Source organism: Arthrobacter citreus (assembly GCF_038405225.1).
In the GTDB taxonomy this organism is placed as follows: Bacteria; Actinomycetota; Actinomycetes; order Actinomycetales; family Micrococcaceae; genus Arthrobacter_B; species Arthrobacter_B citreus_A.
The window spans coordinates 1356181-1379126 of record NZ_CP151657.1 but is presented as its reverse complement, the minus strand read 5'-3'; the positions used below and the strand labels follow the sequence as shown (position 1 = coordinate 1379126).

Annotated in this window: 21 protein-coding genes; 12 read left to right on the top strand and 9 right to left on the bottom strand. The window is 64.5% G+C overall.

Annotated features, from left to right (window positions below):
* Positions 1-43: 43 nt before the first annotated feature.
* Both AAE021_RS06320 and AAE021_RS06315 read right to left on the bottom strand, forming a co-directional pair.
* Positions 44-1378 carry an extracellular solute-binding protein gene (locus AAE021_RS06320; protein ID WP_425362456.1) on the bottom strand — a complete coding sequence of 445 codons (1335 nt, stop codon included), beginning with the start codon at positions 1376-1378 and terminating at the stop codon, positions 44-46.
* Positions 1379-1546: 168 nt separating this feature from the next.
* Positions 1547-2587: a LacI family DNA-binding transcriptional regulator gene (locus AAE021_RS06315; RefSeq protein ID WP_342024761.1), complete on the bottom strand. Its 1041-nt coding sequence runs from the start codon at positions 2585-2587 to the stop codon at positions 1547-1549.
* Between the two features lie 257 nt (positions 2588-2844).
* Between AAE021_RS06315 and AAE021_RS06310 the strand changes: the two genes are divergently transcribed.
* The 7 genes from AAE021_RS06310 to AAE021_RS06280 are packed head-to-tail and all read left to right on the top strand — an operon-like array spanning position 2845 to position 10132.
* Positions 2845-4170, top strand: coding sequence for an extracellular solute-binding protein (locus AAE021_RS06310; protein WP_342024760.1), 1326 nt, complete (start codon positions 2845-2847; stop codon positions 4168-4170).
* Positions 4167-5126: a sugar ABC transporter permease gene (locus AAE021_RS06305; protein WP_342024759.1), complete on the top strand. Its 960-nt coding sequence runs from the start codon at positions 4167-4169 to the stop codon at positions 5124-5126. Before AAE021_RS06310 ends, AAE021_RS06305 begins: the two co-directional genes overlap by 4 nt.
* Position 5127: 1 nt before the next feature.
* Positions 5128-6021 (top strand): carbohydrate ABC transporter permease, encoded by an 894-nt coding sequence (locus AAE021_RS06300; protein ID WP_342024758.1) that lies wholly within the window; start codon positions 5128-5130, stop codon positions 6019-6021.
* Between the two features lie 30 nt (positions 6022-6051).
* Positions 6052-7296, top strand: a complete 1245-nt coding sequence (locus AAE021_RS06295) for a Gfo/Idh/MocA family oxidoreductase (protein ID WP_342024757.1) — start codon at positions 6052-6054, stop codon at positions 7294-7296.
* Positions 7293-8297 carry a sugar phosphate isomerase/epimerase family protein gene (locus AAE021_RS06290; protein WP_342024756.1) on the top strand — a complete coding sequence of 335 codons (1005 nt, stop codon included), beginning with the start codon at positions 7293-7295 and terminating at the stop codon, positions 8295-8297. Before AAE021_RS06295 ends, AAE021_RS06290 begins: the two co-directional genes overlap by 4 nt.
* A 12-nt stretch (positions 8298-8309) precedes the next feature.
* On the top strand, positions 8310-9008 hold the full coding sequence (locus tag AAE021_RS06285; RefSeq protein ID WP_342024755.1) for a ThuA domain-containing protein: 699 nt from the start codon (positions 8310-8312) through the stop codon (positions 9006-9008).
* A 35-nt stretch (positions 9009-9043) separates the two neighbouring features.
* Complete coding sequence (locus tag AAE021_RS06280) at positions 9044-10132, top strand: Gfo/Idh/MocA family oxidoreductase (RefSeq protein ID WP_342025336.1); 1089 nt, start codon at positions 9044-9046, stop codon at positions 10130-10132.
* 27 nt (positions 10133-10159) lie between these two features.
* Here AAE021_RS06280 and AAE021_RS06275 read toward each other — a convergent pair whose 3' ends face one another.
* The 4 genes from AAE021_RS06275 to AAE021_RS06260 form a co-directional block, all read right to left on the bottom strand.
* Positions 10160-11416 (bottom strand): RNA polymerase sigma factor, encoded by a 1257-nt coding sequence (locus tag AAE021_RS06275; RefSeq protein WP_342024754.1) that lies wholly within the window; start codon positions 11414-11416, stop codon positions 10160-10162.
* 27 nt (positions 11417-11443) lie between these two features.
* The gene (locus AAE021_RS06270) at positions 11444-11887 is read right to left on the bottom strand and encodes a YciI family protein (protein WP_342024753.1); all 444 of its coding nucleotides are present in this window, start codon (positions 11885-11887) and stop codon (positions 11444-11446) included.
* Positions 11888-12002: 115 nt separating this feature from the next.
* On the bottom strand, positions 12003-12635 hold the full coding sequence (locus tag AAE021_RS06265; RefSeq protein ID WP_342024752.1) for a hypothetical protein: 633 nt from the start codon (positions 12633-12635) through the stop codon (positions 12003-12005).
* Complete coding sequence (locus tag AAE021_RS06260) at positions 12632-14065, bottom strand: glycosyltransferase family 2 protein (protein WP_342024751.1); 1434 nt, start codon at positions 14063-14065, stop codon at positions 12632-12634. Before AAE021_RS06260 ends, AAE021_RS06265 begins: the two co-directional genes overlap by 4 nt.
* Positions 14066-14590: 525 nt before the next feature.
* Here AAE021_RS06260 and AAE021_RS06255 point away from each other — a divergent pair.
* Positions 14591-15694, top strand: a complete 1104-nt coding sequence (locus tag AAE021_RS06255) for an ATP-binding protein (RefSeq protein WP_342024750.1) — start codon at positions 14591-14593, stop codon at positions 15692-15694.
* A 61-nt stretch (positions 15695-15755) separates the two neighbouring features.
* Here AAE021_RS06255 and AAE021_RS06250 read toward each other — a convergent pair whose 3' ends face one another.
* Entirely contained in the window at positions 15756-16445 is a 690-nt protein-coding gene (locus tag AAE021_RS06250; protein ID WP_342024749.1) for an SDR family NAD(P)-dependent oxidoreductase, read from the bottom strand.
* A gap of 88 nt (positions 16446-16533) precedes the next feature.
* Here AAE021_RS06250 and AAE021_RS06245 point away from each other — a divergent pair, with 88 nt between their 5' ends.
* Positions 16534-17457, top strand: coding sequence for a helix-turn-helix transcriptional regulator (locus AAE021_RS06245; protein WP_342024748.1), 924 nt, complete (start codon positions 16534-16536; stop codon positions 17455-17457).
* A 693-nt stretch (positions 17458-18150) separates the two neighbouring features.
* Positions 18151-18456 (top strand): DUF4193 domain-containing protein, encoded by a 306-nt coding sequence (locus AAE021_RS06240; protein WP_104054271.1) that lies wholly within the window; start codon positions 18151-18153, stop codon positions 18454-18456.
* Positions 18457-18545: 89 nt separating this feature from the next.
* Here AAE021_RS06240 and AAE021_RS06235 read toward each other — a convergent pair whose 3' ends face one another.
* Positions 18546-19175 carry a heme-binding protein gene (locus AAE021_RS06235; RefSeq protein ID WP_342024747.1) on the bottom strand — a complete coding sequence of 210 codons (630 nt, stop codon included), beginning with the start codon at positions 19173-19175 and terminating at the stop codon, positions 18546-18548.
* A gap of 121 nt (positions 19176-19296) precedes the next feature.
* Here AAE021_RS06235 and AAE021_RS06230 point away from each other — a divergent pair, with 121 nt between their 5' ends.
* Positions 19297-19866 carry a peptide deformylase gene (locus AAE021_RS06230; protein ID WP_342025335.1) on the top strand — a complete coding sequence of 190 codons (570 nt, stop codon included), beginning with the start codon at positions 19297-19299 and terminating at the stop codon, positions 19864-19866.
* Here the strand turns inward: AAE021_RS06230 and AAE021_RS06225 are convergent.
* On the bottom strand, positions 19863-21899 hold the full coding sequence (locus AAE021_RS06225; protein ID WP_342024746.1) for a S9 family peptidase: 2037 nt from the start codon (positions 21897-21899) through the stop codon (positions 19863-19865). The two genes, AAE021_RS06230 and AAE021_RS06225, sit on opposite strands and share 4 nt — an antisense overlap.
* Before the next feature lie 62 nt (positions 21900-21961).
* On the opposite strand from AAE021_RS06225, the gene AAE021_RS06220 reads away from it, so the two are divergent.
* Positions 21962-22807: a methyltransferase domain-containing protein gene (locus tag AAE021_RS06220; RefSeq protein WP_342024745.1), complete on the top strand. Its 846-nt coding sequence runs from the start codon at positions 21962-21964 to the stop codon at positions 22805-22807.
* Positions 22808-22946 lie beyond the last annotated feature (139 nt).

The following is a 22946-nucleotide window of genomic DNA, read 5'->3' as shown; positions in this document are numbered from 1 at the left end:
CTCCTTTGTCGCTTTCAGTGAAATACTTTGTGCCTGGTCGGGTTTATACGGGGTTCGGCTTGGCCAGGAGGATGTTGAGCCGGTCGACGAAGGAGTCCCAGCCGGTTTCCGGCTTGTCCCGGCCGAGGAAGACATTCTGGACGCTGTTCGCGAAGAAGGTCTGGAAGTCCGATCCCGAGCCGGAGAAATAGGCGCGGGGATCGTAGTTGATGATGTCCGCCGCAGCTGCATAGTTGGCCTGCGGTGTCAGCGCGCCGTACTCCGTTGACTTGATGATGGGCTGATAGGAGGGGATGTGCCCCGCCTCCGCCCAGGCGAAGGATCCCTTCAGCACGTCCGCGACGAATTTGTAGGAGTCGCGGCGCAGGGAGTCATCGAGGTTTAGTTGGTGCGGCAGCACAAAGGCGTGGGAGTCCGCATAGGCTGCCGGGGTGCCGAACAACGTGGGGATGGGGGAGGCGCCCAACGGAATGTTCGCCGTCTTCATGGTGGGCAGTTCCCACACTCCGCTGAACAGCATGCCGGAATCGCCGCCGGCAAATTCTGCGATGGCCGTGTTGATGTCTCCGCTGCTGGTGGTGATCGTGTCATCCAGCAGCGAGCGGATGAATTCCAGGCAGGAGATGGCGACGTCGCGGTCCACCTCGGCGGCCTCTCCCTGGTTGAGAACCATTTCAGCGCCGTGCTGGCGGTAAAAGGTGTAGAAGAGCCGCCACATCTGTGCCCCGTCGCCGAGGTACCCGTAAGACAGCCCGTGCCGCCCGGTGACCTTCTGCATTTCCAGGGCCACCTCCCGGAACTGTTCGGGGGAGTTGACGGGGACCAGCTGCTTGTCGCTGCCCAGTACCCCGGCTTCTGCGGCAATGTCGGTGTTGTACATCATGATGAACGGATGCGAGTCCAGCGCGATGCTGAAGACCTTGCCGTCGATTTGGCTGTTCTCCCAGATGCGGGGGGCGAAGTCTGCTTCCGTGACACCGTTTTCCGCCAGCAGGTCCAGATCCCATTCGTCCAGCAGCCCTCCGGGGGCGTATCCCACCACCCGGCTGGCGTGCATGATGGCGAGTTCCGGCGGACGGCCCCCGGCCGACGCCATGGAGAGCTTGGTGTAGTAGGGGGCACCCCAGGCCAGCACGGTCGGGGTAACGGTGAAGCCGGGGTTTTGCGCATTGGCCGCATCGATCATGCCCTGCATTTTGATGCCGTCTCCGCCGGAGAGAAGATGCCAAAACCGCAGGCTCTCGGCCGCGCCGGACGAGGGGGTCCCGCAGCCGGAGAGCGAGCCCACCGTCAGCGCACCTCCCAACAGCGCACCGGTCCCCATCAACAGTTGCCGGCGGTTTAAGGCCGGCCCGGCGCCTAACTGTGGTCTTTTCACGCGTCACTCCTTTGTGCACGTTGGATACAGTCTTCCGGTCCTCCCCGAAGGGGGCGGTCCGGTGGCCCGAGCCTAGACCGCGCACCACCCCGCGGCAAGGAAAATTGTTAGCGCTAACGCTTTGTTACAACCCAGCCGCCGCTGGAACTTCGCGCCCGAAGTTGCCAGCTACACCGCCGAAGCCGGGGGAGCGGTGGAATCACGCACCACCAGCGTGGTGGCAAACTCAACATGGAGCGACTCCAGTTCCTCACCGTTGGCCAGGCGCAGGACGCTGCGCAGGGCTGAACGCCCCATTTCCTGCAGGGGCTGGCTGACCGACGTCAACCGGGGCACTGACTGTTCGGCCAGATCGGTTCCGTCAAAGCCCACCAGACTCAGGTCTTCGGGAACCCGCAGGTCGCGGCGGCGCGCCTCATCCAGTACGCCAAGGGCGGTCAGATCGCTGCCCGCAAAGATGGCGGTGGGCGGTTCCGCCAGCGATAACAGCTTGGACGCACCCCGGACACCGGAGGGAAGGTTGAAGTTTCCGCTGAGGATGTAATCATCCCGGACGTCGATCCCGTGCGCCCGCAGTGCCGCCAGATATCCATGCAGCCTGGCCATGCTGCACTCGGCGGCGTCGGGGCCGCCAATAAAACCGATCCGCCGGTGGCCGAGCTCAATCAGGTGCTCAACCGCAGCCTTGCCCCCGGCCCAGTTGGTCGCGCCAATACTGACAAAGCCGGACGGCGGCGGGTTCAGCGGATCAATGACCACCACGGGGATGTTCCGCCGCTCAAACGCCTCAAGCTGTTCGGTGGTCACTTCGGAGGTTACAAGAATCAGTCCCCGCCGGCCGGAATCAGCCAACCGTGAGGACCACTCCAGATGATTGGTGCTCTTGAGTTTCCCCGGCGTGACGGTGCTGAGCACCACCTCAACGTTTTCCGCCGACGCGCAGTTGGTAATGCCCATCAGGATGGCCAGCGAGTAGGAGGTGTTGAGGCCGTCGAACACCAGGTCCACAAGGGCGGGGGCGCTGGTGCGGAGCCGCCGCTGGACCGGGGACTCATAACCCAGCCGGGCCAGAGCCAGCTGCACCCGTCCGCGGGTGCCGGCCGCCACGTCGTCGCGCCCGTTGATGACTTTCGAAACCGTCGGGACGGAGACGCCGGCAAGCTCGGCAACACTGGCCAGCGTGGGTTTGTCGGTGCGTCCCCGGTTCACAGCGGCTCCTTTTTGCGTTTTAGCGAGAAAACGCTTTGCGAAAAACTTTCGGTCCTCGAAGTGTGCGGGATAGCAGGGGCTTGGGTCAAGAAGTCGCGTATTGCTTCGTGTTTGCTCTTGACGAGTGATGCCCATCACAGTACTTTTCAATGCAGCACTGAACTTATTTCGAAAGATTTCGAAACTTTCCCTGCTCCCGGGTGGGCGAGCGAAAACCCTTGCCGCAGCGATGCGGCTCTTTTCAATGGAGATTAGAAATGGAAAAGAAGTTTACTTCCCGTCGGTCGTTCCTCTCGCTGGCGGTGCTGGCGCCCGTCGCCGCCTACACCCTGACCGCCTGCGGCTCATCGGGCCCGGGTGACACCTCGTCCGGCGGAGCAAGCATTTGGGCGCTGAGCGGACAGCCGGACGAGGGCATCCGGCAGGACACCATCGACGCCTTCAACGAGGCCAACCCGGACATGCAGATCAAGCCGACCTTTTTCCAGAACGACGCCTACAAGACGAAGATCAAAACGGCCATCGGCGCCGGCCAGGCACCGTCCATCATTTACGGCTGGGGCGGCGGAACCCTGCGCACCTACGCCGAAGCCGGCCAGGTTGAGGACCTGACATCCTGGTTCGACGAAAACCCGGATGTCAAAGACCGTTTGCTGGAATCCACATTTGGCGCCGCAACCGTGGACGGAAAGATCTACGCCATTCCCACCCAAACCGTGACGCCGATCATCTTCTACTACAACAAGGAACTCTTCGATAAGGCCGGAGCGGAACCGCCCGCCACGTGGGAGGACCTGATGGCCCTGACCAAGACGTTCAATGACATGGGCGTTGCCCCGCTGTCCCTGGGCGGGCAGTCCCGCTGGACCTCGATGATGTGGCTCGAATACCTTTACGACCGGGTGGGAGGCCCCGAGCTCTTCACCTCCATCTACAACGGGGAGCCCGATTCCTGGTCGCAGCCGGCCGCGCTGCAGGCCAACACCATGATCCAGGACCTGGTTAAGGCGGACGGATTCATCAAGGGCTTCACCTCCATTACCGCTGACAGCAATGCGGACCAGGCACTGCTGTACACCGGCAAGGCTGCCATGATGCTTCACGGCGGCTGGACCTACGGCGGCATGAAGAACGACGGCGCCGGCTTTGTCGAGGACGGCAAGCTCGGCTGGATCAATTTCCCCACCGTCGAGGGCGGAAAGGGCGATCCGGCAAACACCGTGGGCAATCCCGCCGGCTACCAGTCCATTTCCTCGAAGGCCTCCGATACTGAAAAGGAGGCTGCCAAGAAGTTCTTCAAGGACGGACTGCTGACCGACGCGGAGGTTGACGCGTACATCGAGACCGGCTCGGTGCCGATCGTCACCGGCATTGAAGACAAGCTCGAAAAGTCCGCAGACAAGGAGTTCCTGAGTTTCCAGTACGGGCTGGCGAAGGATGCACCGAGTTTCCAGCAGTCATGGGACCAGGCGCTGAGCCCCACGGCGGCGGAAGCCCTGCTGAGCAACATTGACCAGCTGTTCCTGCTGGCGATCACCCCCGAGCAGTTCGCATCCAACATGAATGCGACCCTGGGCAAATGATCGCTGCCGTTCCGCCGGCCGCGCTCCCCGCCGCGGCCGGCGGCTCCAAGGCACAGGGGAAGGGCCAGGGCTCGGCGTCCAGCCGCGGCAAAACCGGCACCCTGTGGTGGCTGGTCCTGCCTGCATTGTTCTTCTTTGTGGTCTTCGCCGTCGTTCCGCTGGTGGGCGTCTTTGTGCTCAGTTTCGCGAACTGGGACGGCATCGGGGCCATATCCCTGGCCGGCATTGGGAACTGGCTGTCAGTCCTGGGCGATCCCGTGATGCACAACGCCCTGCGGCTGACCTTCCTCATCATGATCGTCTCCTGGCTGGTCCAGACGCCGCTGAGCCTTCTGCTGGGCGTCTTCACCGCCGGAAGCCAGAAGTACCGGGCTCTTCTCGCCGTCCTGTACTTCCTGCCGCTGCTGCTGTCCTCGGCTGCCATCGCCATTGCCTTCAAGGCGCTGCTGGACCCCAACTTCGGGCTGGCCGAGGGCCTGAATCTTCCTGTCCTCGCACAGGACTGGCTGGGACACCCGCAGCTGGTGCTGCTGGTGGTCATCTTCGTCATCGCCTGGCAGTTTGTTCCGTTCCACACGCTCATCTACCAAGGCGGCGTGCGGCAAATCCCGAAGTCGCTGTACGAGGCCGCGGAGATCGACGGCGCCGGCAAGATCAAGCAGTTTTTCCACATCACCCTTCCGCAGCTGAAGTACACCATCATCACGTCCTCCACCCTGATGGTCGTGGGGTCGCTGACCTACTTCGACCTCATCTTCGTGCTGACGGCGGGCGGACCGGGAAACTCCACCCGCATCCTGGCCCTGGACATGTACCTCACGGGATTCCGGGCCAACCTCATGGGCCCGGCGAGCGTCCTCGCCGTGATCCTGGTGCTCATCGGCCTGGCCCTGGCACTGGCCCTGCAGCGCCTGGGCGGCAAGGGCTCCAGCGGCAGCCAACTGGAAGGCATGTGACATGACTGCAACAGCAACCAAACGGGCGGATTCCTCCGGCCCCTCCGCCGCCAGACCTGCCGCCCGGCGCGGCCAGCGGTGGCGGAAACTGAACTACGCCGGGGGAGCGGCCGGCTGGATCTGGCTGGCCATCATCATCATCCCGGTGTATTACGTGGTGATCACCAGCCTGAAAACATCGGCCGGGTACTTCTCCCAGAATCCGCTGGCCGTGCCGGCGTCTCCAACCCTGGAGAACTACCGGATGGTGCTCGAGGCGGACTTTGCCAAGTACTTCATGAACAGCGCCATCATCACCATTGGTACCGTCATCCCGGCGGTGGCCGTCTCCTTCATGGCATCCTTCGCCATTGTGCGCGGCAACAGCCGGTTCCTGAGGTTCAGCAACGGATTGTTCCTGCTCGGGCTGGCCATTCCACTGCAGGCCACCATCATTCCCATTTACCTGATGATCATCCGGCTGAATCTCTATGACAGCCTCCTGGCGCTGGTCCTGCCCTCCATTGCCTTTGCCATTCCGCTGACCGTCCTGATCCTGTCGAACTTTATCCGCGACGTGCCAAACGAACTGTTCGAGTCAATGCGCCTGGACGGCTGCAGCGAATGGCAGACCATGTGGCGGCTTGCACTGCCGCTGACGAAGCCCGCCATTGTCACGGTGGGCATCTACAACGCCCTGGGCGTCTGGAACGGTTTCCTGCTGCCGCTGATCCTCACCCAGAGTCCGGACCTGCGCGTCCTTCCCCTGGCGCTGTGGACCTTCCAGGGCCAGTACAGTGTCAACATTCCGGCGGTCCTGGCCTCAGTGGTCCTGACCACCCTGCCCATCCTCGTGCTGTACATAGTCGGCCGCAGGCAGCTGCTCAGCGGACTCACCGCCGGATTCAGCAAATAGCACCACGCTTTACCAATGAAAGGACTTTAAATGCCGCAGGCAGAAACCACCCCGCTTCGGATCGGGATGGTCGGGTACGCCTTTATGGGCGCCGCACATTCACACGCATGGCGCAGCGCCCACAGGTTTTTCGACCTTCCGCTGACCCCTGAGCTGACGGCTCTCGCCGGCCGCAACGCCACAGCGGTGGAGGAGGCGGCCCGGAAGATGGGATGGTCCTCCACCGAAACGGACTGGCGGGCGCTGATCGAACGCGACGACATCGATCTCATCGACATCTGCTCGCCCGGCAACACCCATGCCGAAATAGCCATTGCCGCGCTGCGCGCCGGAAAACACGTGCTGTGCGAAAAGCCGCTGGCCAACACCGTTGCCGAGGCCGAAGAAATGACGGAGGCAGCCCAGGAAGCGGCACGCAATGGCGTGTTCGCCATGTGCGGCTACTCCTACCGCCGCACCCCGGCCCTCGCCCTGGCCAAGCGCATGGTCGACGACGGAAGGCTGGGGAAAATCCGCCAGGTGCGCGCCCAGTACCTGCAGGACTGGCTCTCGGATGAAAACGCGCCCCTGACCTGGCGCCTGGACCGCAACCTGTCCGGATCCGGCGCACTGGGCGACATTGGCGCGCACATCATCGATGCAGCTCAGTTCGTCACCGGGCAGCAAATCACCGGCGTCTCCGCGCTGCTGGAAACCTTCACGCGCCGCCGCCCGGTGGGAGGCGACTTTGTTGGGCTCGGCGGCCACGGGGACACCGGTGCGGACCAGGAAATGGGCGACGTGACCGTGGACGACGCCGCCATCTTCACCGCACGGTTCGACGGCGGTCCCATCGGCGTCTTCGAAGCAACCCGCGCCGCGCTGGGACGCAAGAACGCGATGCGCCTGGAAGTGAACGGCACCCTCGGCTCCCTCGCCTTCGACTTCGAAGACATGAACTTCCTGCAGTTCTATGACGCCACCGACCGCAGCGGCGAACAGGGGTTCCACCGGATCATGGTCACTGAACCAGAGCACCCCTACGTGGGCAACTGGTGGCCCACCGGCCACGGGCTGGGCTACGAGCACGGGTTTACGCACCAGGTCGTGGATCTGGTGACCGCGCTGGCGGCCGGAAGCCAGCCCACGCCGTCGTTCGCTGACGCCCTGCAGGTCCAGCGCGTGCTCGGCGCCGTCGAGGACAGCGCAGCCGCCGACAGCCGGTGGACCCCGGTGGAGAGTGAACCATCGATGGCACGAACAGCCTTTACAACCACAGCAGAGGAGATCCGATGACACGCCCAATTACCTTGTTCACGGGCCAGTGGGCCGACCTTCCGTTCGAGGAAGTGGCCCGGCTCGCCGGAGAGTGGGGCTACGACGGCTTGGAGATCGCCTGCTGGGGCGATCACCTGGATGTTTGGCGGGCGGTGGAAGACGACGAGTACCTGCAGGAGCGCCTGGATATCCTCAAGCGCAACAACCTCTCCGTCTATGCGATTTCCAACCACCTCAACGGCCAGGCCGTCTGCGACGATCCCATCGACGAACGGCACCAGGGGATAGTCTCCACCCGCGTTTGGGGCGACGGCGATCCTGAGGGCGTGCGCACCCGGGCTGCCGAGGAACTCAAGATGACCGCCCGGGCCGCTGCCCGGCTTGGGGTCAACACGGTCACCGGCTTCACCGGTTCCTCCATCTGGAAGACGGTGGCAATGTTCCCGCCGGTGCCCGATGGCATGATCGAGCGCGGCTACCAGGATTTCGCGGACCGTTGGAATCCCATCATTGACGTCTTTGACGAAGTGGGGGTGCGCTTCGCCTTGGAGGTCCATCCCTCCGAAATCGCCTATGACTACTGGACGGCCAAGCGCACCCTGGAAGCCATCGGTCACCGTGAAGGCTTTGGCCTGAACTTCGACCCCTCGCACTTCATTTGGCAGGACCTCGACCCCGCTGCCTTCCTGTACGACTTCCAGGACCGGATTTATCACGTCCATGTGAAGGAATCGGTCAAGCAGCTGGACGGCCGCAACGGCCGCCTGGGGTCCCACCTTCCCTGGGGCGATCCGCGCCGCGGTTGGGACTTTGTCACCGCCGGGCACGGCGATGTGCCGTGGGAGCGTATTTTCCGGATGCTGAACGCCATCGGCTACAGCGGTCCCACCAGCGTCGAATGGGAGGATGCCGGCATGGATCGTCTGGTCGGCGGCCCTGGAGCCCTGGCCCTGGTTCGGTCCCTGGCACAAATCACCCCGCCGGACGCCGCCTTCGATTCAGCTTTTGCAACCAAGTAAAGGAACCACCGAATGAGCACCACACGCCAGGCCCTCGTTGTCCGGGGCGGCTGGGACGGACATCAGCCCGTTGAAGCCACCGACCTCTTTCTGCCGCACCTCCGGGAGAACGGTTTCGAGATTCGAATCGAGGAATCCCCGAAGATCTACGCCGATGCGGACTACATGGCCAGTGTCGACCTGATTGTCCAGTGCAACACCATGAACACCATTGAGCGGGAGGAGTTCGAGGGCCTGCGGGCCGCCATTGAAGCCGGAACCGGCATGGCCGGCTGGCACGGCGGTATTGCTGATTCCTACCGCAACAACTCGGATTACCTCCACCTGATCGGCGGACAGTTCGCCTGCCATCCGGGCAAGCATCCGGACGAGCGGGTCGGTGATGCCTCGGATAATTTCATCGACTACACAGTCAACATGCTTCCGGCCGCCGCCGATCATCCCATCACCGCCGGAATTGGGGACTTCGACCTGCGGACGGAACAGTACTGGGTGCTCACTGACGACTACCTGGACGTCCTGGCCACCACCACGCTTCCGGCGCGGGAATGGGATGCCTGGCACCGCCCCGTCACCTGCCCGGCCATCTGGACCCGCTCGTGGGGCAAGGGACGTATTTTCGTCACGACGCCGGGACATTCCGTGGAAATCCTGCAGGACCCGAACGTCACCACCATCATTGAAAGGGGCATGCTGTGGGCCAGCCGCTAACCACTGGATCATCCACCGAAGTACTGCGTATTGGCATGGTGGGCTGCGGAAACATCAGCGCCGCCTACCTGGAAACCTTCCCCGGCCTGGACGCGGTGACCCTCACCGCCGTCGCGGACCTGGATATGGACCGCGCCCGCGAAGTGGCCGCAGCGCACCCCGGAGTCCGTGCACTCACCGTGGAGGAACTCCTGGCCGACGACGACGTGGATCTTGTCCTGAACCTGACCATTCCGGCCGCGCACGCGGACGTCGCGCTGAAAGCCATCGCCGCCGGCAAACACGTGTACGGCGAGAAACCGCTGGCGGCCAGCACGGCAGAGGGTGAGGCCATGCTGCAGGCCGCGGAGGCGGCGGGCCTGATCCTGGGCTCAGCGCCGGACACGGTCCTGGGCACCGGCATCCAAACCGCGCGCAGGGCCATCGATGAGGGGCTCATTGGGTCACCCGTCTCCGCCACTGCCACCATGGTCACCCCGGGGCATGAGCGGTGGCATCCGAATCCCGATTTCTATTACGTTCCGGGCGGCGGGCCGCTGCTGGACATGGGACCGTACTACGTCTCTGCCCTGGTCACCCTGCTGGGACCGGTCTCCTCGGTCATCGGCGCAGCCAGCAGCACGCGCAGCAGCCGGATCATCGGTTCCGGGCACCGCGCCGGCGAAGTCATCCCGGTCAGCACCCCCACCCATGTGACGGGTGTCCTGACCCATGAGTCAGGTGCACTGTCGACGCTGGTCATGAGCTTCGATGCGGTGGCCACCCATTCGGCGAACATTGAAGTCCACGGCGAAATCGGATCCCTGACGGTTCCGGATCCCAACCGGTTCGACGGCGACGTCCAGCTGCGCACGCTCGACAGCGACGGCTGGGAGGTGCTCCCGGTATCCGCTGGCTACCCGCACGCCTCACGCGGCATAGGCCTTCAGGATCTGGCCCGGACCCCGGCAGGGGAGCTGCCCCGGGCCAGCGGTGAATTGGCGTTCCACGTCCTCGAGGTCATGGAAGCGGTGCTTACTTCGGCTGACGCTGGCGCTGCGGTGGCGATCCGCAGCACCTGCGGGCGGCCGCCCGCCGTCGAGCTTTCCCACACCGTGGAAGAGGAGGTCAAGAGCCTGCGCTAGGCGTGCTCCGGGGCCCGGGTCCTCCGCTCAGGGTTCGGCGGCGCGGCGTTGCAGGACCTCGCGTTCACGGTCGTTCGCCGCCAGTTCAGCCGCCGCGGCGAAATCGGAACGCGCCTCCTCCCGCCGGCCCAAGCGCAGCAGCAGTTCCGCACGGACGCTGGGCAGTAAATGCGATCCGCGCAGTTGCCCCTGCTGCGCCAGCCGGTCGACCATGGCCAGGGCGGTGGCCGGGCCGGTGGCCATGGAGACAGCCACCGCCCGGTTAAGCTCCACCACGGGGCTGGGCGCCAGGCGTCCCAGGGCTTCATACAGCAGCACGATGTGCTGCCAGTCGGTGCGGGCCACATCGGGGGCACCGGCATGGCACTGGGCGATGGCTGCCTGGAGCGCGTAGCTGCCCCGTCCCCGTCCCAGCGCATCGGCGCGGGCCAGCGCAGCCCTGCCCCGCTGAATCTGCGCCCGGTCCCACCGCGTGCGGTCCTGGTCACCGAGCAGCACCGCGGCTCCGTCCGGGCGGGTCCGCGCCGCAAACCGCGAGGCGGAGAACTCCATCAGGGCAACCAGCGCATGCACTTCCGGCTCCTGCGGCACCAACCCGGCCAGGATCCGCCCGATCCGCAGGGCCTCCCCGGCCAGGTCCAGCCGAATCCACGCTTCTCCGGCCGTTGCCGCATACCCTTCGGTGAACATCAGATACACGACGCCGAGCACCCCGCCCAGGCGCGGACCCCAGCCGCTCGGTTCAGGCACTTCGAAGGGGACCCTGGCCGCGGCCAGGGTTTTCTTCGCCCGCACGATGCGCTGCTGAACGGTGGCGCTGGGAAGCATAAAGAGCCGTGCAATCTGCCCGGTGTTCAGTCCGGCCACTGTCCGCAGGGTCAGGATCACCTGGGACTGGTGCGGCAGCACTGGATGGCACGCCGTAAAGATGAGCCGAAGCACGTCATCCGGAACCGGGTTCCACTCCACGCCGTCGTCCTCCGGCAGGCGGGCTGCCAGCACCTGGTACCTGTCTTCAAGCCGCTCGGCCCGGCGCCATGCATCGATGGCTCTGCGCTTGGCCACGGTGGTCAGCCAGGCTGCCGGATTGCGCGGCACCCCCGTCCGGGGCCACTGCACCAGGGCGTCGGCGAGGGCCTCCTGTGCAACGTCTTCAGCAAACCCCATGTTTCCGGTGACGCGGGCCAGCGCCGCCACTATGCGGGCACCCTCGATGCGCCATACCGCCTCGAGGCGGCGGCTGACAGCCGCCGCCTGCGGGGCCTCTTCCTCCGGGTCCGGCATCAGCGGGTTCCCCTGCGCTTCCGCTGCCTAGGCGTTCCCGGAGCGCAGCTTGGTTTCAGTTTCCCGCCAGCCTTCCTCCTTGCGGATGTACTCATTGTCGGCAAAGTCCGCGAAGTCGCTGGCGTCCGTCACCCTGCGCACCTCCAGCTTCGATCCCGGACCGAGCGGGCAGCGCATGGCCCACTCCGCTGCCTCCTCCCTGGACGCGGCCTGGATGATCCAGAATCCGTTGAAGAGCTCATGGGTCTCGCCGTAGGGGCCGTCGGTTACCAGCGGTGGTTCCTCTGAGAAGTCGACGATAAAACCGCTGTCCTGGGTGACGTCGGCAAGTCCCTCTCCGGCCAGCAGGACCCCCGCGTTGATCATTGACTCGTTGTAGGCGCCCATTTGGTTGATGACCTCTTCCATGGGCATGTCCTTGAAGGCCTCCTTCGCCTCGTCGGTGGAACGCATGATGAACATGTACTGCATGGCCTGCTCCTTTGGTGGGAAGTGAGGACGCACTGTGCGTCTTCTACTATCCCGTCGATCCGCAGCCCGGGAAATCGACCACGGCGGAAAAGTTTTTTCTCCGGCGGACGGAGTATCACCCCTCCGTCTGCACCGAGGCGCCGGCCGTGGCAGTACCACCCGGAGTGGCATAGCCAATGGTCAGTGCGTCCACCACGGTTTGGCGGGCGTAGATTCCGCTTCCGGGTGCCGTTTCGGTGAGCAGGTCCAGGGTGAAGATGATTCTGCTGCTGGCGGCGCCGGGGTTCGCGGGCAGGACCACGGCGGAGGAGTACGCGAAGGGAGGTTCGAGGGCGAAACTGCCCGTATCAGTGGCCAGGACCGTTCCGGAACCGTCAAGCTTGGCTTCAAAGCGGGTGACCCGAACAGCCCCGCCGGTGCCCGGACCGTCAAGGTGCGCGTTGACGTTGATGATCGGTCTTGATTCAGACGTCCATTCGGCGACGTTTTCGGTGGTCCAGTAGTCAAGGACGAGGGTGTTTGCAGCGGCGGTCACCCGACGGGTCATGCTTCCACTGGCGAGATCCCCGGCGGAATCCGGCATCACGCCGTCGACCGATGAGGCGTGTTCCACCGCTGCGTCGGGAGCGCCGGTGGCTCCCGGCAGCCCGGGGATGGAACAGCCGGTCAGGACCAGCACGGCGGATGCTGCAAAGATGCCCAGAAAGCGGGGGAGGGGGCGGCCGGTGCGGCGGCGCGGGGAGCTCATACCCGGAAACCGCGGTGCCGGCGCAGTGCCTTCCGAAGCATGAAGGCGGTCTGGACCATGGTGGTGATGTACAGGACGGGCCAGCCGATGGAGAGGATGGCTGATTGCAGGTCAACCGGCAGCTGTGACCATGCGTACACCATGCCGGCACCAATGATCAGTGCGACGACGGCGGGCATCAGGAAGGCGTACCCGGCGCCCCGTTCAGCGCGTGCCTGTGCCGCCCAATTGTCGGTCTGGCGGCTGGAGAAGAACTTGGCCCAGGCGCGGACAAAATGCCCCATCCGCAGCCACAGATATACCTCGGCAGGCACGGCCAGCAGCGCGAACGCGATGTCGCGCGGGGACCGGGATTGGACCGAGAGCGCAATGCGCAGGTTCAGTAATACGGCCACCAGCGGAGGAATGAGCCAGACCGGATAGAACACGTAGGCTCCGATGCTCAGGGACGCGACCAGCAGGATGATGAAAGCGGCCCGGGTCATGATGTTGAACAGCATTGAGACGTTCTCGCTCCACCGCAGCCTGAGATTCGGATGAAACGGCTGGCCCGCCGTGTTGCTTCTCTGGCCCGGCCACATGAGGTCGATGGCGCCGTAGTTCCACTTGACCTGCTGCCCGTCCAGGGACCGGAAGGTGTCCATGCCGCCCACGGAAGCGCGGGCGCGGGCTGAGATCTTCGTGGCATACCCAATGTTCTTGATTTGCAGCGAGACCAGTGAATCCTCCACTTCCGAGTCTTTAACCCACGGTGTGGCCTGGCGGTTTTCCAGCAGAACATTCTGCAGCGCCGTCATGGACAGGATTGAGCACTGGCCGCCAAGAACGGCCATGTTCCTGCCACGCAGCAGGTTATCCATGTTGAATGCCGCAAATTGCGCGCGCTGACCCGCTGCGAGGAACTTGGCGATAAATCCCTTGGTTTCAGGTTCGGCCACCGTGTAGATCGCTGAAACTCCGCCGATGCGCGGATCGCTCAGAATCTCTTCCTCGAGCTGCTGCACCGCGTGCTTATCCACCACGGTGTCACCGTCAACACCCAGGAAGTAATCAAAATCGTCGCAGACCTGGGAAAAGCCGTAGTTGAGGGCGCCAACTTTTTTGTCCCCGTTGACCCCAATATCGTGGACAAAGACTTCAGTCCGGTAGGTGACGTCCTGATAGGTGTGTTCATGGGGTCCGGCGAATTCACGCGCCAGGAAGAATGTTTCGTCGTCTGTGTTATTGACGACAACGTGGATGACATCGGGCAGCCTGGTTTGCTTCAGGAGGGCCTTGAGCACGTCGACGATGGTGTCTTCCTCGTTGTACGCGGGAACCACGCAGGCAATTGTCGCCCTGGCCGTAAACCGGCCCTGCATTTTGGGGAAGGTCCGTAAATATCCCGATTTACGAAGATCCGCCTCCGGTGGAACGTCAACTGCAGTCATTGTGCCTCCAAGGTCATTCCGGTACAGCCATCCGGGAACGGATGGGTTATGCCCAGTCTGAAATTCCAACCACAATATGACTGCCTGCGAAGGCTCAAGAAATCCTCAACAAACGGCATCAAATCGCGATATAGGCCACATACTCAGGTATTGATGCGTCGAATTACTCGGATATTAATTTCTATGGCACTGCTGGGATAATCCCGCTTACGCACCGCGACCCCATCAGGGGAGCAGCGGAGATTCTCATACCAAAAATAGTAAGCTGACTTTCCATCCGTTCCCTGCCGCAGTGGGCCACTCCTAAACGCTTCAATTCGTATCCGGCAATTAATCCACCCACATTGTTTTTGCTGCGGCAGTCCTGATGCAGTGTGAATCAGCACGGGGGAGGGGGCGTTCCGATCGCCGAACGCGCGCCGCCACATCCTCGATCAGGTCCGCCCAATCATCACCAGGTACCACCCGCCCAAGACGCCGTTCACCCAAGTACACTGTGTACACAAGAGTTCACAGGAGGACGCGATGGCACCTGATCCGGCAAGGAATCCGTTCCGCCCAACGGCGGGAGCTGAACCACCGCAGCTCATTGGCCGCGCGGGGCTTCTGGACGAGTTCGCCTACGGGCTGCGCATCCGCTCCGGGGCGCCGGGGCTCCTGACTATCTTCACCGGCGCCCGGGGAATCGGCAAGACAGTGATGCTGGGCGAAGCGGAGGATGCTGCCCGCAGCCAGGGCTGGGCCGTTGTCTCGGAAACCGCGACACGCGGTTTCCTGGGCCGCATTGGAGAGTCCATGCGCGGGTACACCGAAGAGCTGGGCGGCGGACCTCCCGGGCGCAGGATCACCGGAATCAGCGCTGCGGGATTTTCCCTGACCACTGAGCTCCCTCCGGAACAGCAGACCGGATGGCGGCAGGTGGGCGAGCAACTGCTGCAGCTGCTCGATGCTCAGGGGACCGGCCTGGCCATCACCCTGGACGAGATCCACGGAGCCGACCGGGATGAACTGGCCCAGCTGGCAGCTTCAGTGCAGCACTTTATCCGCGACGGACTGCCGATCGCCCTGGTCTTCGCCGGCCTTCCGGCAGCCGTCTCCGACCTGCTCAATGAGGGAGTGGCCACCTTCCTCCGCAGGGCTGACCGGATCGACCTGCATGCAGCGGCCGTCGACGAAGTGGAGGCCTCCTACCGGGAGACCTTCGCCGGGTTGGACCATGCCCTCGAACCCGGCCTGGTAAGGACCGCCGCCGTTTCCACGGGCGGATATCCGTTCCTGATCCAGCTGATTGGCTATCACCTGTGGCAGCTGGCGGAGGCGACCGATGCTCCGCTGACAGCCGAGTCCGTGAATCTCGCCCTGGCCGCTGCCCACCGGAGGAACACCCGGGTGGTCATCGGTGCCGCACTTTCCACCGCATCGCCCAAAGATCTTGACTTCCTCCGGGCCATGGCCGAGGACGACGGCCCCTCCGCAACCGCCGATATTGGCCAGCGGCTCGGAAATCAAAAGAACACCATCGGCAACTACCGCGCCCGCCTGATCGACGCCGGTCTGGTTCAGCCGGCCGGACGGGGGCTGCTGGAATTCGCAATTCCCGGACTGCGGGAACACCTGCGCCGCACCTGAGTACCTGCAGCCCTGCCCCACCACAGCCGCAGCGGTGGGGCAGGCCTGTCGGCCAGGACGGTCAGGCCAGGACGGTGACGGGATCACCGGCCGCTTCGTGGACCGCCCACAGCGCATCCGCCACCTGTGCCGGTTCGTGAACACCGCCGTCGGCAATCTGGCCGACGACGACGAGCTGCGCAACGCGCACTCCGGCCGGCGTGAGTTCTTCGTGGAGAAGGTTGACGTACGCCGTCTCCGCCGTTGTTGCAATGGCACTGGCCGCCCGGCCGGCGGTTGGACGGACGGCGCCGCTGCCGGTGGTGAACAGCAGACTTCCGTACCCCCGGTCGATCATTGCGGGAACGACTTCGGCCACGGCAGTTGCAGCGCCCCCAACACTGAGCGCCAAGGATGCCATGAAGTCATGCGCCCCGGTCTGGAGTACCGGTTTGATGAGGTGGATGTCAGGCAGGGGACTGTAGCAGAGCACACCGACGGGGCCGAGCCGGCGGGTCAGGCCGCGAATCGCCGAGCTCAAGTGATCGGGATTGGTGGCGTCCGCCGCAGCGGAGGCCACATTAACTCCTTCTGCCCGAAGCGTTGTTTCCAATGTAGCGAGATGATCGGGATTACGGGCTATGAGGCCGATACTGCCGCCGGTTTGTGCGAACCGGCGGGCGACGGCGAGGCCAACCCCGCTGCCGGCGCCAACAATAATGGTTGAGTGCCTGGTTTCGAATTCCTGGTTCATGGATCCACGATCGATCATGGCCGGGCAGTAAAAAAGCGGCGCAGTGTTCCTATGACTGACGCACCCCCTCGCACCGCCCTGTGTGCACCTCGCTAGGATTCAGGACATGACCTCGCCATTAGGGGACTTCCTGAAGTCCAGCCGAAGCCGCGTTGCTCCTTCTGCTGCCGGATTGCCGACGACGGCGCGGCGGCGGGTTGCCGGCCTGCGGCGCGAGGAAGTTGCCCGGCTCGCGGGAGTGAGCGCGGACTACTACACCCGGTTGGAGCAGGGGCGCGAGAGTTCGCCCTCACCCCAAGTGGTTGACTCCATTGGACGGGTTCTGCTGCTCGACGAGCACGGACTCAGTCACCTGTACCGGCTGGCGGGGCTGACACCCACCCGGGCGGCAGTGACCAGTGACGAGGTGGACTCCGCCCTCGTATCCATGATTCATGAGTGGCCGGAGCATCCCGCGCTCGTTCTGGGCCATGCTTTTGATGTTGTTGCCGCCAACCCGCTGGCAGAGGCCTTGTTCCTGGGCTTCCCTCCGCGGCGAAACCTCATCGAATCCATCTTTCTCGACCCGGCTTCGCGCACCCTCTACCGCGACTGGCGTGAGATTGCCTCGAACACCGTTGCCGGCTTCCGGCTCCTGTACGCTGCCCAGCCGGATGACGCTCACATCAGGGAAGTGCTGGCCGCACTGGAGGATGGCAGCGAGGATTTTGCCGCCATGTGGGCTGATCACCTGGTGCGGGGGAGGCGGCTGCCCTCCAAGCGGTTCCTTCATCCGCACGCCGGAGCCCTGGAACTGCACATTCAGACCTTCGACGTGCGTGCCGCCGCCGGTCAGGAGCTTGTGGTGTACCGGGCGATGCCCGGCACGGCTGACGCAGCCGCACTGGGACTGCTGCGGAACCTTCCGGCGGTTTCTTCGCCGTCAGCTTCTCGACCGTCATCGCCGGCTCCTGAGCCAGCGTCGGGGCCGCCGTCCGAGCCGGCACCAATGGACACCGCTGGGCCGTCGCTCCAGGAACGCTCCACCTGATGCCGCTGTGTACAAGCGGCTTGTGTTTGCGGCTGACGGAGCAGTCAGTCACGTCAGGGGAGCCCCTCCTCAAAGCTAGTTGACATAATGTAGATTATCGGTGTTAATGATCGAGCCGCCAGAAGGGGTTTCCGCACAATGCCACACGGTCGTAACACGTCAATCCCCTGCTTTTTGTCCCGCTCCGGCCGCAGGAAGCAGCCATCAGCCGCGGTTCTTTCCGGGCTCGCTCCACTGATCTCCGAGCTCCGAATTGTGCCGATACGGGTCGCACTGGGCAGGACGCCGGCCCCTTCCGGTGTACACCTCTCATCGGTTGACATAATGTCCCCCGGGGTGCCGGTCGGGGTGTTTCGGGAATTTCCGGATCCACCGCTTTGTTGACATAACACCTGCCCCGGAAGGTGGATCGGGAAAGCCTCTTGGAGGCACTTGTCATAACGCACAGCCGGAGCTGCGGTGCCGCAGGAACTGACCTGACATAACTTTTGCCCAGGACTTCCGCAGCCTCCCCCGCAGACTTCGCGGGATCACGCCCAGCACAAGCGGGCCGAAAAAATAGGACGCCGATCACTTCCATGGGAGCCAAACAGGCCCTAAGATATGCCATCACGCTTCCAGTTGGTGAAATTGGGCCTGTTGCCTATATGATCTACGCTCAACCCCCCAAAATTCAGGAGATAAGCACTTCACATGGCTACTGATTATGATGCTCCGCGCGTCAAGGAAGAAGACCGCCCCAGCGACTCCCTTGAAGGACTGAAAGCCCAGCAGCGCGGCGGCGCAATGACGGCTGTTCGGGACGTCGCTGACGAAACGGATGCCATCGACGGCTTCGAGCTTCCCGGTGCTGACCTGTCCGGTGAAGAACTGCTGATCAAGGTTGTCCCGGCCCAGGCTGACGAGTTCACCTGCATGTCCTGCTTCCTCGTGCGGCACCGCTCGCAGATCGCCAAGGAAAAGAACGGCGACAAATACTGCGTGGACTGCGAAGGCTAAAACCTCTTCGCCTCCCGGTTTGGGTGTCACGGCTGATCCGTGGCATCCAGGCCGGTATTTTTTTGCCCGCCCGCACTGTGCCGTTCGGGTCACAGCACCGGCTGGATCACTTCATTGCGGCGCAGGAACCACGGCTTGTAGGGCGGATCGAACAGTGCGAACCGCGGGTGTCCCTGCGGGGTCAGGCCGGCGGAAGCCACCGCCTCCCCCAGCGCCCGGGCATGATCCATACAGTTCCGATCCGTCCAGCGTCCGGCGAAACCCAGTGCCGCTCCCCGTGCCTCAGGCATCACCACCAGGGACACTGCCGGATCATCAGGGGTGGGCGCAGTGTTAATGGACATGGATTCCGGCAGGACGAACGCAACCGTGTAGGTGTCGGCCAGTGATTCCGCCTGCAGCAGTACAGGTGCCGTCATGGGAATGCGCTGTGCGGGACGGGCGGAGCCGGCTCCTTGCGTGCCAAACAGTTCACCGGCCGGATCCGGTGCCGGGGTGTCTTGTGCCGGGGTGTCTTGTGCCGGGGTGTCTTGCCCCGGGGTGTGCTGACCGGAGGTGTTCTGCCCGCTGATGTAGCCGAAGAGATAGCGGAAGGCAGTGCTTCCGGCCGCCCCCAGCACCGAGTGGACGGTCACCTGCGCCACCAGGTGCGCGGGGTACAGCCGCAGTTCGAAACCTGGAAAAGCTCCCAGCACCTCGTAAGGCTGTTGCTCTGTCATGGTGGACCGAGCGTACCGCCGGGCTGTCTACGTGGAAACAGGCGAGGGCCACTAGGATAGGGCGGTGCCCACAGATTCCCACCATATCCGTGACCTGGTCCTGCCGCTGCTTGAGGCGGAAATGCCTCCGATCGTCCAGCTGGGGCACCCCGCCCTCCGCGGGCCGTCCCTCCCCTACGACGGGCAGCTGACGTCCGGTGAGCTGAGCGCCTTCATCGAGCTCATGCGCCGGGTGATGCACGCGGCGCCCGGGGTTGGACTGGCGGCACCGCAGCTTGGCGTGCCGCTGCAGATTGCCGTCATGGAGGACCGGTTCGACGCCGATCCGGAGATCAGCGACGTCCGGCAGCGCCACCCCCTGCCGTTTGTTACCGTGATCAATCCCGCGTACACGCCCCTCGGCCCGGAGACCGTCGAGTTTTATGAAGGGTGCCTCTCCTTCAACGGCTACCAGGGGGTTGTCCCGCGGTACCGCGCCGTGTCGCTGGCCTACACCGACCCCGCCGGCACCCTGGTGGAACAGGACTTTGAGGGTTGGCAGGCGCGGATCGCGCAGCACGAAACCGACCACGTGCACGGGACGGTGTATGTGGACAAAGTCCTGACCCGGTCCCTGTGCAGTAACGCCGAGTACCTGCACCGCTGGGCCTCGCCGTCGATCGACGAGGCCCGGCGGACACTCGGGTTCTAGGCCTCCGCGGCCTGATTGACCGCTGTCGGCAGCCATTGCGCCCACCAGCGCAGGATGTGCTCAAAGCGCTGCCGCCGGTGCCACGGGGTTCCGGCGCGGGACAGCTCGTGGTTCTCGCCCGGGAACAGCAACAGCTGCGTGGAAACCCCGTTGTGCTTCAAGGCCGTGTAGTAACGCTGGGCCTGCTCCACGGGGCAGCGCAGGTCCTCCTCGGAATGGATGACCAGCGTGGGGGTCCGGACATCACCCACACGGGCCATGGGACTCTGCGCGAGCACCTTTTCCGGGTCCTCGCCGGTGTACCCCTGGCTGAAGAACCAGCCGATGTCCGCCGACCCGACAAAGGACAGCGGGTCCAGGAAACCGCGCTCAACGATGGCTGCGGTGAAGCGGTGGTCATTTGCCGTCGTCCAGGCGGTGAGGTAGCCCCCGTAGGAGCCGCCCATCACGCCAAGCCGTCCGGCGTCGAGCTCCGGATGGGACTTCAGGGCGCCCTCCAGGAAGGCCAGGACATCGTCAAGGTCCTTGGTGCCCATGGCTTCCTTGATGACCCGGCCGTGCTCCTGCCCGTATCCGGCGGATCCCCGCGGGTTGCACTGCACCACGGCGTAGCCGGCCGCAGCGTAGGCCTGCGCTTCGTCAAAGTAGGCGCAGTCGAACTGCGCAAAGGGGCCGCCGTGAATATTCAGCAGCACCGGGTGCGGGCCCGGGCCCTCGGGCAGGAACACCCAGCCGTGGACGGGATACCCGTCCCGGGAAGCGAACGTTTCCTCGCCCCCCTCAGCCACCCGGGTCTCCGAGCGCAGAGGCGCCGAGAAGTCCGTCAGCTGCAGCAGCCCGCCGGCTTCCACCAGGGCTGCATCGCCCATGGTTGCACCGTCCGAGTAGCTCACGACGACGGCGCCGTCCACTGCCGCCGCGCCGTGGACCACCTGTCCCGTGCCAACCAACGTTTCCCGGCCGCCGTCGGCGTCAATGCGCAGCAGGTGAACGGAACCGCGGGTTCGGTTGAAGACCAGGACCGCCGAGCCGCCTGCGGGAACGACGCCGCCTTCAGCGAGGTCGGTGTCTTCCGGGTCGGTCAGCCGGCGGGCCGGCCCGTCCAGATCAGCCGGAAGGACATACAGGGAGGTGTTGCGGGCCACGAAGTCGGTGCCGGACCCGGACAGGTCCTGACCCAGGAAGTACAGCCACCTGCCGTCGGTGCTGGGCGTCGGATGCGAAGCGCCCAGGAGTGCAGTACCTGACGTGTTCGTCAGGCGCCGGGGTTCCCCGCCGGCCAGGTCAAGGGCGTACACATCGGAGACGAGGTCTTCATCGGCACCCTGGTGCAGTGCCGACGTGAACAGGATCTGCTGGCCGTCGGCGGAGAACACCGGCGCCGAGGCGTCAGCGTCGGCACTGGTGAGCTGGCGCGCCTGCGGAAAACGTCCGTCACCGCCGTCGGCGGCAGTCTTATCCGCATCCTCCTTTGCCCGCCCCACCGGAGCGATCCACGGTTCGGCATCCAGAGCCGGCACATCCAGCACGAAGACCTGGGACCGCTTGTCCCCGGTGTAGCCGGCGCCGTTTGCCCGGTACTTGTAGGTACTGATCAGCCGCGGATCCTCAGCGCCGGGCCCGACGCCGTCAACGGTCCCGTAGCGTCCGTGCTGGGGAACGCGGGATGAGAACACCACGCGGGTTGAATCGGGGGAAAAGCCAAACCAACTGACACCCAGGGCGGAGTCCGTGAGCTGGACCGGTTCTCCGCCCGCGGCGGAAACCACATGCAGCTGCGGCTTGCCGCCCTGCTGGGCCCGCAGGAAGCCCAGAAGTGCACCGTCGGAGGAAAAGCGCGGCTGGGTATCGGCAAAACCGCGGGTCAGGCGCCGCGGAGCACCGCCGCCTTCCAGCGGCACGGACCACAGCTGGCCCACGTAGGCGTCAGCTGAAAAGTCGGGGCGGGTCACGGACAGCACCGCGCGCGTGCCGTCCGGATGGATAGTAGGAGCGGAGACTGATTGCAGGAGATTCAGATCACTTGGTTTCACCCGCCCGAGCCTACTACTGCGGGGATTCCCGGCCCCGGCAGCGGCACACCTAAGATGGAGGAATGCCCCCCGCTCCCCTGCCTTTTCTGCTGTGCCCGGTATGCCGGGATCCTCTGGCCGAATCCGCAGCCGACACGCCTTTTCTCGCCTGCGGCAGGGGCCACCGGTTCGACGCCGCCCGTCAGGGTTACTTCAACCTGCTGACCGGCGCCGGCACCAAATTTCAGGCCGATACGGCGGAAATGGTGCAGGCGCGCGTCGACTTCCTCGGCGCGGGCCATTACCGTCCCATGGCTGAAGAGCTGGCACGGCTGGTTGCGGAATCCGTTCCCGCCGCACACGCCGTGCTCGACGCCGGAGCCGGCACCGGGTACTACCTGCAGGCCGTCTCCGCGGCACTGCCTGCCGCGGATGTCCTGGCCTTGGACATTTCCAAGTTTGCGCTCCGGCGGGCCGCCCGCGCGCTGCCCGCTGCCACCTGCCTGGTGTGGGATGTATGGCGGCCGCTGCCGCTGGCGGATGCATCGGTGGACGTGGTGCTGAACGTTTTTGCCCCCCGGAACGCCGCGGAGTTCCGCCGCGTGCTCAGGGACAACGGGATCCTCGCGGTGGTCACGCCGCAGCCGGGGCACCTGCGCGAGATTCGTGCGCTGGCCGGAATGCTGGACATCGGCGACGAGAAGGAATCCCGGGTTGCCGAAGCCCTCGCGGACCACTTCCGGCCCGGGCAAACCCAGCACTGCGAATATCCGATGCAGCTGTCCGCGGCGGATATCCGCAACGTGGCGCTGATGGGTCCCTCGGCCCGGCATCTGGACCGGGACGCTCTGGACAGGAACCTTGCGCCGCTAACGGGCACCGTCCCGGTTACTGCCGCTTTCTCGCTGCAGCTCTTCCGCGCCGTCTGACGCTCCAAACCCTCCGGTGGGCGGCAGTATCACGTAAGGACACGCAAAGCGGCGCCCAAACGTTATACCCAGCAACGGTGTCACTGGGACAAACCCGGCACACTTGCGGCAGAATAGGCAACACCGCCCGCACAACCGA

What these genes read in the sequence shown, in the direction of transcription:
- AAE021_RS06310 (WP_342024760.1), top strand. Translation starts at nt 2,845, where the DNA reads ATGGAAAAGAAGTTTACTTCCCGTCGGTCGTTCCTCTCGCTGGCGGTG.
- AAE021_RS06305 (WP_342024759.1), top strand. Translation starts at nt 4,167, where the DNA reads ATGATCGCTGCCGTTCCGCCGGCCGCGCTCCCCGCCGCGGCCGGCGGC.
- AAE021_RS06300 (WP_342024758.1), top strand. Translation starts at nt 5,128, where the DNA reads ATGACTGCAACAGCAACCAAACGGGCGGATTCCTCCGGCCCCTCCGCC.
- AAE021_RS06295 (WP_342024757.1), top strand. Translation starts at nt 6,052, where the DNA reads ATGCCGCAGGCAGAAACCACCCCGCTTCGGATCGGGATGGTCGGGTAC.
- AAE021_RS06290 (WP_342024756.1), top strand. Translation starts at nt 7,293, where the DNA reads ATGACACGCCCAATTACCTTGTTCACGGGCCAGTGGGCCGACCTTCCG.
- AAE021_RS06285 (WP_342024755.1), top strand. Translation starts at nt 8,310, where the DNA reads ATGAGCACCACACGCCAGGCCCTCGTTGTCCGGGGCGGCTGGGACGGA.
- AAE021_RS06280 (WP_342025336.1), top strand. Translation starts at nt 9,044, where the DNA reads ATGGTGGGCTGCGGAAACATCAGCGCCGCCTACCTGGAAACCTTCCCC.
- AAE021_RS06275 (WP_342024754.1), bottom strand. Translation starts at nt 11,416, where the DNA reads ATGCCGGACCCGGAGGAAGAGGCCCCGCAGGCGGCGGCTGTCAGCCGC.
- AAE021_RS06270 (WP_342024753.1), bottom strand. Translation starts at nt 11,887, where the DNA reads ATGCAGTACATGTTCATCATGCGTTCCACCGACGAGGCGAAGGAGGCC.
- AAE021_RS06265 (WP_342024752.1), bottom strand. Translation starts at nt 12,635, where the DNA reads ATGAGCTCCCCGCGCCGCCGCACCGGCCGCCCCCTCCCCCGCTTTCTG.
- AAE021_RS06260 (WP_342024751.1), bottom strand. Translation starts at nt 14,065, where the DNA reads ATGACTGCAGTTGACGTTCCACCGGAGGCGGATCTTCGTAAATCGGGA.
- AAE021_RS06255 (WP_342024750.1), top strand. Translation starts at nt 14,591, where the DNA reads ATGGCACCTGATCCGGCAAGGAATCCGTTCCGCCCAACGGCGGGAGCT.
- AAE021_RS06250 (WP_342024749.1), bottom strand. Translation starts at nt 16,445, where the DNA reads ATGATCGATCGTGGATCCATGAACCAGGAATTCGAAACCAGGCACTCA.
- AAE021_RS06245 (WP_342024748.1), top strand. Translation starts at nt 16,534, where the DNA reads ATGACCTCGCCATTAGGGGACTTCCTGAAGTCCAGCCGAAGCCGCGTT.
- AAE021_RS06240 (WP_104054271.1), top strand. Translation starts at nt 18,151, where the DNA reads ATGGCTACTGATTATGATGCTCCGCGCGTCAAGGAAGAAGACCGCCCC.
- AAE021_RS06235 (WP_342024747.1), bottom strand. Translation starts at nt 19,175, where the DNA reads ATGACAGAGCAACAGCCTTACGAGGTGCTGGGAGCTTTTCCAGGTTTC.
- AAE021_RS06230 (WP_342025335.1), top strand. Translation starts at nt 19,297, where the DNA reads ATGCCTCCGATCGTCCAGCTGGGGCACCCCGCCCTCCGCGGGCCGTCC.
- AAE021_RS06220 (WP_342024745.1), top strand. Translation starts at nt 21,962, where the DNA reads ATGCCCCCCGCTCCCCTGCCTTTTCTGCTGTGCCCGGTATGCCGGGAT.